The 11,676-nt window shown below is 70.5% G+C and carries 9 protein-coding genes; 1 reads left to right on the top strand and 8 read right to left on the bottom strand.

The features are described from left to right. The 8 genes from Q7W29_00490 to Q7W29_00525 all read right to left on the bottom strand — a co-directional run. Positions 1-458: purine-nucleoside phosphorylase (locus Q7W29_00490; protein MDO9170291.1), on the bottom strand; the 458-nt coding region annotated here is incomplete at its 3' end. After that, positions 455-1,552 carry an adenosine deaminase gene (gene add, locus Q7W29_00495; GenBank protein MDO9170292.1) on the bottom strand — a complete coding sequence of 366 codons (1,098 nt, stop codon included), beginning with the start codon at positions 1,550-1,552 and terminating at the stop codon, positions 455-457. The genes Q7W29_00490 and add, both read right to left, overlap by 4 nt. Further along, positions 1,549-2,238 carry a deoxynucleoside kinase gene (locus Q7W29_00500; GenBank protein MDO9170293.1) on the bottom strand — a complete coding sequence of 230 codons (690 nt, stop codon included), beginning with the start codon at positions 2,236-2,238 and terminating at the stop codon, positions 1,549-1,551. Before Q7W29_00500 ends, add begins: the two co-directional genes overlap by 4 nt. Positions 2,239-2,281: 43 nt before the next feature. Beyond that, positions 2,282-3,460, bottom strand: a complete 1,179-nt coding sequence (locus tag Q7W29_00505; protein MDO9170294.1) for a hypothetical protein — start codon at positions 3,458-3,460, stop codon at positions 2,282-2,284. Continuing rightward, positions 3,457-4,479: a PorV/PorQ family protein gene (locus Q7W29_00510; GenBank protein MDO9170295.1), complete on the bottom strand. Its 1,023-nt coding sequence runs from the start codon at positions 4,477-4,479 to the stop codon at positions 3,457-3,459. The genes Q7W29_00505 and Q7W29_00510 overlap by 4 nt, the downstream gene beginning before the upstream one ends. Before the next feature lie 8 nt (positions 4,480-4,487). Continuing rightward, the gene (locus tag Q7W29_00515) at positions 4,488-7,373 is read right to left on the bottom strand and encodes a TonB-dependent receptor (GenBank protein ID MDO9170296.1); all 2,886 of its coding nucleotides are present in this window, start codon (positions 7,371-7,373) and stop codon (positions 4,488-4,490) included. Next, on the bottom strand, positions 7,370-8,842 hold the full coding sequence (locus Q7W29_00520; protein MDO9170297.1) for a hypothetical protein: 1,473 nt from the start codon (positions 8,840-8,842) through the stop codon (positions 7,370-7,372). The genes Q7W29_00515 and Q7W29_00520 overlap by 4 nt, the downstream gene beginning before the upstream one ends. Beyond that, the gene (locus tag Q7W29_00525; GenBank protein MDO9170298.1) at positions 8,839-10,791 is read right to left on the bottom strand and encodes a hypothetical protein; all 1,953 of its coding nucleotides are present in this window, start codon (positions 10,789-10,791) and stop codon (positions 8,839-8,841) included. The genes Q7W29_00520 and Q7W29_00525 overlap by 4 nt, the downstream gene beginning before the upstream one ends. Before the next feature lie 204 nt (positions 10,792-10,995). On the opposite strand from Q7W29_00525, the gene Q7W29_00530 reads away from it, so the two are divergent. Continuing rightward, positions 10,996-11,676 (top strand): hypothetical protein (locus tag Q7W29_00530; GenBank protein ID MDO9170299.1); only part of this gene is annotated, 681 nt, incomplete at its 3' end.

Genomic DNA, 11,676 nt, shown 5'->3' on the forward strand with positions numbered 1-11,676 from the left:
GGGTCCTGCAGGTGCAGGTCGAGGTGGTCGCGGATCACCATGAGGTCGCCGGGGCGGTAGTAGCGGTTCAGGCCGCCGGCGGCGTTGGTCACCACGACCGCGTCCACGTCCAGGCAGGCCAGCACCGCGGTGGGCAGCAGCAGCTCGTCCCAGGGCAGGCCCTCGTAGGGGTGCAGGCGGCCCTGCATGACGACGACCCGGCGGCCGCCGGCCTCGCCGGCCACCAGGCGGCCGCGGTGCTCGGCCACGGTGGTCGTCGCCCAGCCGGGGATCCCGGCGTAGTCGATCGCGTGCGCCCCGTCGACCGCGTCGACGAAGTTGCCCAGGCCGCTGCCCAGGATCAGGCCGGTGCCGCCCGTGAAGCCGCGTTCGCGCAACCAGTCGGCCGCCTCCTGCACGCGACCGCGCCAGAGGTCGCTCAACCGGCCGGCGCGCCCGGCGTTGCGGTCCGCGGTCATACGACCTCCAGCTCGTCGAGGTCGAACTTGTCACGCAGGGACAGGAAGGCGCCGGCGGCCTCGCGGATCAGGTCGGCCTTGACCGCCTGCGGCAGGAACGCGCTCTTGAAGCCGTTGAGCAGCAGGGTCTCGGTCTCCAGCAGGTTCAGGTCGAAGGCGTCCACGGCGCGGCGCAGCTCCGACAGCAGCGACGTGCGGGCGAACAGCGTGTTGTCGGTGTTGAGCGTGACGCGCAGGCCCAGGTCCAGGTAGCGGCGCAGCGGGTGCTCCCCGACCGACGGGACCACGCCCGTCAGCACGTTGCTGGTCAGGCACAGCTCCAGCGGGATCCGCAGGTCGTTCACGTAGTCCAGCAGGTCCCGGTCCTCGTGCAGCCGCGTGCCGTGCCCGATGCGGTTGGCGCCGCAGTAGTGCAGGGCCTGGTGGATCGATTCGGGCCCGAAGCCCTCGCCGGCGTGGATGGTCGCGGCGAGGTTGTGGTTCATGATGTGGAAGAACGCCTCGCGGTGGTCCTTGGCGGGGAAGTCCCGCTCCGTGCCCGCGAGGTCGAACCCCACCACGCCGCGGCCCTTCCAGCGCACGGCCAGCTCGGCCAGCTGCATCGAGGCGTCGGGGCTGATGGTGCGGATTCCGGTGACGATGATCCCGGCCTGCACGCCCGTGATCCCGGCCGCCTCGTCCAGGCCGCGGCGCACGGCGGCCACGACGTCGTCCGGGGACAGGCCCTCGTTCACGTGGCGCAGCGGGCAGAAGCGGACCTCCAGGTACCAGCACCCGTCGGCGGCGGCGTCCTCGACCGTCTCGCGGGCGACGCGCGTCAGGTCGTCAGCCCGCTGCAGGACCTCGGTCGTGCGGTCGAAGAAGTTCACGAAGTGCTGCTGGCAGCTCTCGGGATCCACCGGGAAGTAGCGCGCCAGCAGGGCGCGGTCCCCGACCGGAACCTCCCACCCCCGGGCGGCGGCCAGCTCGCGGAACGTGCCGGGCCGCAGGCTGCCGTCCAGGTGGCGCAGCAGGTCGGTCTTGGGCAGTTCGCGCAGCACGTCGTCGGGGATGTGGGGGCCCCGCAGCAGGTCGCTTCGCCGTCCGACGCTCATCGTACCGCCTCCCGTTCCGCGCGGTCGCGCTTGGCCGCATGCAGGGCGCGGATGTCGTCGAGCAGCGCGGCCTGGGCGGCGTGGTCGTCGCGCAGGTTGACCCGCTCGGTGTCGATCACCCGCACCGGGCAGATCCCGCGGGCCCGCGGCACCCAGTCCTCGTAGGCCTCGTGCAGCGCGACGATGAAGTCGCGGGGGATCGTCTTCTCGCAGTCGCGGCCGCGCGCGCCGATGCGGGCCATGGCCACGTCCGGCGTGCAGCGCAGGTAGAGCACCAGGTCCGGCGGCCGCAGGAAGGAGATCATGTTCTGGAAGACCTCGCGGTAGTTCTCGTAGTCGCGCGTGTTCATGGCGCCGCGCCGGTGCAGCACCGGGGCGAAGATCTCGACGTCCTCGTAGATGGTGCGGTCCTGCACCGCCGAGGTGCCCCGCTCGATGATGTCCTTCTGGACCTCGAACCGCTTGCTCAGGAAGTAGATCTGCAGGTGGAACGCCCAGCGGGGCATGTCCCGGTAGTAGTCCTCGAGGTAGGGGTTGTCGGCGACCGGCTCGTAGTAGGCGGGCCAGCCCAGCGCCTCGCCCATCATGGCGCAGACGGTGGACTTGCCGACGCCGATGTTGCCCGAGATGGAAAGGTAGAACGGCACGTCGTCGCGGGCGAGGGCGTCCGGTCGCGGTGCGGCCATGCGTGGTTCCCTCCCGGGGCCCGTGGCGCCCGCCGCGAGCGGCCTAGTTCGGCGGCGGCGGCGGTTCGTCGTTGAGCGACATGTAGTGGTCGTAGGAGATGAAGCGGCGCACCTTGCCGTCCGCTCCCGAGAGCGTGAACACGTAGGCGCCGTAGTTGACGCCGCCGCCGGCGATCCGCACGTCCACCACGCCGATGGCGACCGGGTCGGAAGTGGGGCTGGCGTCGCGGAAAGTCATCTCGAATTCGCCGCGGTCGGAGAAGATCTGCACGCGGTCGTTGCCGGTGTCCGCCACGAAGATCCGGCCCTGCCCGTCGCTGGCCAGGGCCGTGGGCGTGTCGAACTCCTCGGGAGCGTCGCTGCGGCCGCCGACCCAGGTGGCGTCCTCGCCGCACTCCGACGCGTCGCCCAGGGTGTAGGCGGATTGCGGCTGGGGCTCGCAGCCCTCCGGGGCGAAGACGACGGCGAGGCCGCGCCAGGGGTGCGGCCCCTCGGGGACGTCGGCGACGTCCGTCAGGATCGGCGTCGGGTCGAAGCGGGTGACCCAGTTGCGCGCGGTGTCGGCATCGCAGATCAGCAGCATGCCCGAGGCGTCGCGCAGCATGCCGGCGGGCACGTGGACGGCGCGCGTCGACAGGCCCTCGTCGCGGCAGAGGATGCCCATCGGGGCCATGTCGCCGCCCGCGTACCAGGCGAAGCGGTGGACCACGCCGGAATCGGGGTCGGCGAGGTAGAGGAACGTCTCGGCGTCCGACGCCAGCTCTTCCTTGCCGGTCTTGCTGGCGTAGATGTGGGTGACCCGCTGCACGGTCGTCAGCGTCGCGGACCCGACCGGCGACAGGTCGGAGGTCTGGAACGCGCTGAGCCGGTTCGCGCCCGCCTCCCAGACGAAGATCAGGCGGGCGTCCTCGTCGGTGCAGACGGCGACCGGGTCGGCGAAACCGTCCACGCGCGAGAACTCCTCGTAGTCGAGGGTGCGCTTGACGAGGCTGCCGTCGGCGCCCACGACGAAGAGGCGGCCGATGGCCGCGACCATCTGCCGCGCGCCCGGGTCGACGAAGAGCGTGTCGGTCGTGTAGGCGTTGGTCGAGAACAGGCCCACGGCCTGCGGCGCGGCGATCTTGACGCCGCAGCCGGCGGCCAGGACGGCGCACGTCGCCGCCAGCGCCGCCGCCGCCAGCAGGCACGTCGACCGGCCGCACGTCGCGCGCGGGCGGGTCATCGCCGCCTCCTTCCGTCGGGCAGGGGCGACAGGTCGATCGACAGGTAGTGGATCGTGCCGAAGGCGCCCATGTCGCTGATGGCGTAGTCGAGCCGGATCCGCCACTCGTCGCGCGCCAGGTTCACGCCGAAGCCCGCCCCGAGGCCGCCTTCGAGGCGGTTGGTCTCGAAGCCGCCGCGCAGCAGCAGGCGCTCGGCGAGGCCCAGCTCGGCGCCGGCGCGGAAGCTCTCGGAGGCGTCGGTCGGGTGGTGGAAGTCGGACGTGGTCAGCAGGGTCGTCCGCTCGCCCAGGCGCCAGGTGTAGGCGAGGCCGAAGCTGCCGGAGGTCGGCGCCTGGAAGCTCTGGAATTCCAGCGGCGTGGCGTAGCCCGGCCCCAGCGGCGGCGGCGTGCCGCCCGGCTGCAGGTCAGGGCCGAAGTTGCGCACGGCGAAGCCGACGCGAAGGTCGCCCAGGCCCGTGTAGTAGAGCACTCCCAGGTCCATCAGCAGGCCGCGCACCTCGAACTCGTCCAGGTTCTCCTGGTAGAGCTTCGCGGTGCCGCCCAGCGAGAAGCGGTCGGTCATCGACTTCGCCACGCTCGCCGACAGCACGAACTGGTTGGCGTTGAAGGTGTCGCCGGTCCCCTCCTGGTGGAGCTCGTCGGTGCGTGGGATCTCGCCCGAGCGCAGCATCGAGCCGGTCAGCGCGAAGCCGAAGTTCTGGCGGCGCCAGGTGTAGGCGGCGTACTCCAGGTCGATGTCGGCGGCGTAGGCCACGTGGGAGAAGAACAGGTTGCCCAGGCCGGGGGTGCGCATGATCCCCGCGGGGTTCCAGAAGGCGGCCGGGCCGTCGACGGCGCAGGCGACGTAGGCGCGGCCCAGGCCGACCGCCCGCGCGCCGACCGGCAGGCGCAGGAACTGGGCGCCGGCGGTGCCCACGTTCTCGTCGCCGTAGAGCTCGAGCACGCTCCCCGCCCGCGCGGGGCCGGCCAGCAGCAGCAGCGCCGACACCAGCAGCGGCAGCCACGTCACGGATCGCATCGCGCGGTTCACCATGAGAAGCTCACCCCCACCAGGATCAGGCGGGGATCCTCGATGTAGCTCGGGTCGATCTGGCTCTTCACGTACTCCCGGGAGTAGGTGTCCAGGACCGGACCCTCCTCGCCGTACCAGTCGGCGTAGTTCTCGACCCAGCTCGGGTTCAGGTCCCCGACCTGGTAGCCCGTGCCCGTCCAGGGGTTGATCCGGCGGTAGTTCTTGTGGTCCAGGATGTTGCGGCCCTCGACGAAGAAGGTCAGGCGCTGCCGGCGCGACAGGTCCCAGGTCTTGTTGAAGCGCAGGTTGAGCGACTGCTTCATCGGCCCCAGCCCCGAGTAGGGATCGCCGTACACGTACTCGCCGAGCACGGGGTTCTCCGGATCGGCGAAGGCGCGCGGCGTGTAGCGCTGGCCGGCCTCCGCCTGGTAGAGCAGGTTGAGGCTCCAGTCGGCGGGCACGGTCCAGCCGAACAGCCGCGGGCGGTCCTTGCGGTCGACGGCGAAGTCGAGGTTGAGGGAGACCTTCCAGGGCTTGTCCCAGAGCAGGGGGTTGCGCTTCAGCCCGCCGATGCTCGCGGTGGGCGTGTAGGCCTCGTCGTAGACGGCCAGGAGGTACGCCTCGTCGGCGTCGCTGTTGGTGCCGGTGCTGCGCGAGAGCTCGAGGCTCGCCGAGCCGCTCAGCCAGCGCGTGGTGCGCTTGATGACGCTGAGCTCCACGCCCAGGCTGCGCGCCGAGTCGCCGTTGAAGTAGCGCACGGGGTCGATGGTGACGGTGCCGGTGTCGTTCGGGTCGGGGGTCTCCTCGGCGCCGATGTTCACCGGCTTCATCTGGACCGACTTGGCGTAGCCGTAGATGTCGCGGTTGAAGAAGGTGACGCCCAGGCTCCACAGCCCGAGGAACTCGTGCTGCACGCCGGTCTCGTACTCGACCGTGATCTTGGGGTCGAGGTTCGGGTTGCCGAGCAGCTGGATCTTGGTGGCGGTCTTCGCCTGCAGCTGCGGGTAGACGTTCGCGAAGCGCGGCCACTGCGAGAAGTGCCCGTAGTTGAAGAAGAACTTGTCCTTCTCCGTCACCGGGAAGCTGACCCCCAGCCGCGGCGACACCCGCATCTTCCAGCTCCGCATCCAGAACTCGACCGTGTTGTCGTAGAACTCGTCGGCCATGTCGTCGAAGACGAACAGGTAGTCGTCCGAGTGGTCCATGACGTACTCGACCTCGCGGCCCGGCGCCCAGGCGTCGAGCCGCAGGCCCGCGTTCACGATCATGCCCTTGTAGTTGACCGTGTCCTGGAGGTAGGCGGCGCCCACGATGGGGTGCACCTTGAAGATGTCCTCCTTGATGCCCAGCTTGCCGGGCGGGGGCGAGCCCAGCGAGGACTGCAGGTCCACCAGCTGCATCTCGGTGAAGTTCAGCTCCAGGCCCGTCTTGAACTGGTTGGTCTCGTTGGCCACCCAGGCGTAGGTCGTCTTCAGGTTCCACGACTCGGAGTAGTGGTCGTGCCAGCGGTCGGCCGAGCCGAAGGCGAGCCCCGTGGGCGACGGCGGGGAGTTGATGAGCGTGTAGGTGGTGAAGTCGTCGTTGCCGTTGATGTTGGCGTGCTGGCGCGAGAAGTTGCGGCCCAGGTTGACCTCGAAGTAGTCCTTGTCCCCCAGCACCCAGCGGTAATAGAGCTGGCTCAGGATGCTCTCGTTGGTGAAGACGAGGTAGCGGTCCAGGTTGTCCTGGAACGGGCGCGGGTACCCCTCGCCGGCCAGCTCGAAGCCCTGGCTGATCTCGAACTGGCGGCTCGACGTGAAGTTGAGCTTGTGCCGGGGGTTGATGATCCAGGTCCATTTGGCCAGGCCGTTCCACTCGTTCTGCTCCCGCGGCGCGGCCCAGTCGTACTCGTACAGGGGCGACGCGAGCCGCCGCGTGCGGGAGTGGATCGGCAGCGCGCCGTCGCGCACGTCCATCGAGCCCGAGAGCAGCAGGTAGGTCTTGCCGGGCAGCCGCAGGCCCAGCGCGCCGAACGCGTCGCTGAGGGGATCCGGGCCCGAGAGCGAAGCCTTGACCACGTCGATGTTCTGGGACCGGTCGAGCTCGTAGGGCTGCGTCCAGTCGGGCGCGCCCGAGGCGTCGACGCCGCCCCAGTGGTCGCGCTTCCAGCTGGACTTGCCGCTCCAGCGCTCGCTGCCCTCCTTGGTGGAGACGTTGACCACGCCCGAGACGGCCTGGCCGTATTCCGCGTTGAAGCCGCCGGTGAGCACCTCGATCTCGTTGATGATCGAGGGGTCGATGGCGTAGCCGTAGCCGCCGCCGGCCAGGGGGTCGTTGACGCTGACGCCGTCGATGATGAACTGGGTGTCGTCGGCGCGGCCGCCGCGGATGTGGATCTCGTTGTCCTGCAGCGTCACGCCCGGTTTCTGCGCGATCATCTCGACCAGGTTGTCCAGCGGCAGGGCCTCCATCTGCTCCGACGAGAGCCGGTGCGAGGAGCCCGTGCGTTCGATCTCGATGAGGCGGCGCTCCGCCGAGACCTCGATGGCGTCGGTGAAGATCGCCTCCACCGCCAGGCGGAACTCGATCTCGGCCACCTCGCCCGACGCCACCGTCACGGTCTCGGAGCCCAGCGAGTAGGAGATGTAGGAAGCGCGCACGGTGTAGGTGCCGGGGCGCAGGCCGGTCAGGTAGAACTCGCCGTCCTGCAGGGCGATGGTGCCGATGCTCGAGCTCGCGATGTAGACGTTGGTGTAGGCCAGCGGCAGCCCGGTCTCCGCGTCGCGCACGTAACCCTTGATCATGGCCGGACGCCGGGCCTCGCTGCCGGGGCGCAGACCCTGGGCGGCGGCCGGCGCGGCGACGGCGAGCGCCAGCGCCGCAGCCAAGGCGGCCCGACGCAGCAGCTGGGCGGCGCTCACGGCAGGATCACCCCCAGCTCCTGCGAGAGCAGGGCGCGCACGACCGCCAGGCCGCTGGCCGGCGTGCAGTAGTCCAGCTGCACGGTCACGGTCACCGCGTTGGCGAAGGTCCCGGACGACGTGGGCGGGTTGCGCACCGCCACGAAGGGGCGGCTGGCCGGGCGGCTGGTGATGTACCGGTGGTACTGCATCCGGTACAGGTACTTCGTCGAGCTGGAGTCCGCGGCGGCCATCCCCACCCCGGCGGAGATGTTCCCGGTGAAGGCCAGCTCCGGCAGCCCGGCCTTCAGCGGCAGGCCCAGTTTCGTGGAGGGGATGTAGAACGTGGACTGGTCCGGGGTGGACCGGAAGCCCAGCGTGTTGGTGACGAAGCTGGGCGGCGGCGCGCCCGTCACGCCGATCAGGGCCGGCGAGACCAGCAGCAGCTTGCCCGGCTCGTAACCGGCGGGCGGCTGCACATACTGGGCGATCAGCTCCGCCGCGGCGGCCAGCCGCGGCGAGGCGCCGCCGCCGGTGTACCAGAACACCGCCGGGAACTGCCGCAGGGTCTCGAGCAGCACCCACATCCGGTCGGGCAGGCCCTCGGAGATCTCGTAGATGGACCAGCCGCCGGGCCCGTAGAGCGAGTCCATGGCGGCGTAGTAGAAGTTGCGGTCGTAGTCGCCGACGCTGTCGTCGACCAGCAGCACGTCGCTGAGCGTGGGCCGGACCTCCCAGGTCCAGTCGAAGCTCGTCGTGGCGTCGGCCTCGTCGCTGACCCGGATGGTCAGCGTGCGCTCGCCGGGCAGGGCTTCGCCGTGCAGGTCGATCTCGAACGTGCCGAGGTCGAGGTTGTCGAGACGCTTGATCACGGGGCGCAGGGCGGGGTTCGCGCCCAGCTCGCCCTCGGGCAGGGGGGCCAGCGTGGTGTCCGCCGAGTCCAGGTAGTAGACGACCGAGTCGTCCATCGTCACGTTGCCGTCGAGGTCCAGGGCGAAGCAGCGGAAGTCCGCCGCCCCGTAGCTCCAGAAGAAGGTGTCGTAGTCGCTGACGAAGTTGATCACCGGCGGGAAGTTCCGCAGCGGGATGTACTGGCTGACCGTGTCGCTGTAGGCGCCGCGGTCGTCGCGGCAGGCCAGCCGGATCAGGGCCTGGGCGCGGCCGGCGTCGTCGGTCTCGAAGGTCATCGTGGTGTCGGTGGCGGCGGTCGTGTCCCAGGGAGCGCTGGCGCCCGCCTCGGTCTCGATCGACACGTAGTAGGCCTGGATGAAGCCGTCCTCGTCGCTGCCCGACCAGTGGAAGGTGCGGCTGAAGTAGCTCGTGGGGTTCAGCTCGCCCCCCTCGGGCGGGGTCACGAAGATCCGCGCGACCGGGCGCCGGTTGGGCACCGACTCGGGGTCGAAGGCCTCGTTGCCGCAGCCGGCGGCCAGCGCGCAGAGCGCCGCGGCGAGAGCCAGGGCGAGCGACAGGGCGAACGGCGGCGACCTCATTTGATGATCACCAGCTTCCCGCGTTCCACCTTGCCGGTGGCGAGATCCTCGACGGCGAAGATGTAGAGGCCCGAGGCGATGGCCCGCACGGGCTCGCTCAGGACGTCCCAGGGCTCGAGGCCCGAGGCCGGGTCGTCGTGGTGCAGCGTCTTGACCAGGTCGCCGCTGAGGTTGAAGACCTTCACGATGCAGCGGGCCGGCAGGCCGGTGAACCAGAGCTTGCGGCCCAGCTCCTGCTCGCCCTGCTGGTCGTCGAAGCGCGAGGCGACCCGGTAGGGGTTCGGGAACACGCCCACGCCCCGCCCCTCGCCCAGCGGCTGGGGCGCCGGCCCCGGGTAGACCAGCGTCGCGTTCTCGTAGTAGCCGCTCTGGAACTCCGGCAGGCTGGAGACCACGTCGGGGGCGGAGAAGGACACCACGGCGTACCAGTAGCCGAAGCCGTCGAGCAGCGAGCTGTCGCGGAAGCGCCGCTTGCCGTCGGCGCCCAGCGGCGGCAGACCGGTGTCGAAACCGACGCCGTCGATCTTGTCGAACTGGGCCACCATGGTCGACTGCTCGTAGGGGTCGCCGCCGAAGGACTCGCCCTGGAAGCGGAAGATCCGGTAACCCTGGAAGTCCGGCCGGTGGGTGATGATGCTGATGTGGTGCTCGGGCGAGCGGCGCGGGTCGTCGGACAGCAGGGGCACGGGCTCGCCCTGGTCGTTCAGGGCGACGGAGTCGCCGGGGGCCCAGGCCAGCACGACGGTGTTGTCCTCGTACTCCAGGGCCAGCCGCGGCGAGGGCGGGCCGGTCGGGATCGCGAAGCCCGAGTCGTAGGCCACCTGCGCCACCTTGGCGTTGGCCAGCAGGTTCAGGGAGTCGGCGCCGCAGATCACGGCGTAGGTCACCTGCAGGGTGTCGCCGGGCGCGAGGTTGGGGAACGGGCCGGTCGCGAGCAGGCCGTTCCAGTTGCCCGGGTAGGAGAAATCGTTGCCGGCGTCGAAATCGCCGTTGGAGAGCATCTGGTACTTGCCGGGCAGCACTTCGCCTTCGACGACGTAGGTGTCGTCCTCGTCGGGCACCGACCCGAACCGCCAGCTGTTGTAGGTCACCGGCGGCAGACCGGCGGCGGGCGACGGGGCGGGCGTGGAGCCCAGCAGGCGCGCCCCGATCCAGGAGGTGGCCATCCCCTCCTCGCCGTCGTCGTCGTGCTCGTACATCATCCAGAGGCCGGGGTCGTCGGCGACGTCGCCCGGACGCCAGCCGCCGTTCACGTCGTCGTAGAACTGCCAGGGGCGCGCGGCGCCGCCGCCGTAGCCGGAGGGCACGGTGATCGACGCGTTGCCGACGGTGGTGTCGTTCCAGTAGCCGACGTACACGTCGCGCAGCTCGCTGCCCGAGTCGTTGATGATGCGGTAGTCCAGGACGATGAAGTCGTCGGCGTAGGAGCTGCTCCAGGAGAGCGCGCGCAGGGTCACGTTGACGAACAGCGGCGTGTGGTTGCCGGTCTCGTCGAACTTGTCGTCGGTGAAGTAGCACTCGATGTGCTGCGTGGCCAGGGCGGCGGGGTTGTAGTCGTCGCTGTTCTGCGCGTTGGACCAGACCTCCACGTCGCGCGTCTCGGAATCCGTGAACTCGCGGTTGTCCTCGCCGTTGGTCAGGCTCGAGGCGTCCTGGGCGCCGGTCGAGACGCGGCGCAGCCCCTCCGGCGTCATGGCGCCGACCCAGAGGCCGCCGATGAACAGGTGTTCGACCTGGCTGTTGCTGGGGTACTCGCACGAGGGCTGGTAAGGGCTGGAGAGCCCGTTGCCGACGTAGCCGAGGTTCGTGATGGTCAAACGGATGAGGCCCGCGTTGGTCACCAGCTCCGTGCGGGGGATGGCGCCGGCCGGCCGGGCGCACCATAGGCACAGGACGCCGCACAGCGCGGCGGCCAGGGTGGAGCGGACGGTGCTGCCGGGGCGGGGCAAGTCTCGGCCTCCGGGTAAAGGGGGGCGGTCCCCGGGTTGGCGACCGTGGGGCACGGCCGGTGCGCGGTGGATCCGTGACGGACGAAACTAGCGCCCGGGAACCATTCCTGTCAATGATTTGCGGGTTTTTCGCACTTTGACGGCGGGACCCGGTCGCCCCTATACTGGCGGTCGCCCGAGTGCGGAGCCCGACGAAGGACGGCCGTGAGAAGACGCCTGCGCAACCCGACGATCGCCGTCGCGGCCCTGCTCGCCACCCTGGTGGTCTGCGAGCTGGCGGTGCGCTACCTGCAGGGCACGATCCCCTCCCCCGACGGCACGCCCTACCGCAACGACCCCGACTGCGGCTACGTCCTGAATCCCGGCGATCCCGGCCTCTACCCGCCCGACGACGACCGCCACGTCAACCCGCTGGGCTTCCGCGACCGCGACCGCGCCGTCCCGAAGCCGCCCGGGACGTGGCGCCTGGTCGGCATCGGGGATTCGTTCGTCTACGGGGACGTGCCGATCGCCTGCAATTTCCTGCGCGTGCTGGACGATTCGCTGCGGGCGGCCCCCCCGGCCGGGTCCGCGGCGGCCGAGGCCATGATCGCCGGCCTGCCCGGATGGGACGTGCGCAACGCCGTGGGCCTGATGCGGGGCAAGGGCGGCGCCTGGCGCCCGGACGTGGCCCTGCTCTGCTTCTCGATCGACAGCGACGTGACGGGCATCCCCATCCCCGGCGCCGTCTTCCAGGGCAACCTGCACTTCACCGGCTCGCGGGAGCCGCTGCTGAACCTGCTGCGCAAGAGCCGGCTGTACGTGCTGGCCGAACAGCTCTACGGGGTGCGTGCGGTCAACGCGCTGCGCCGCTGGCGGGCCGCGGCCCGCTTCGGCGGCGCGGCG

Source organism: bacterium (assembly GCA_030654305.1).
Lineage (GTDB): Bacteria > Krumholzibacteriota > Krumholzibacteriia > LZORAL124-64-63 > LZORAL124-64-63 > PNOJ01.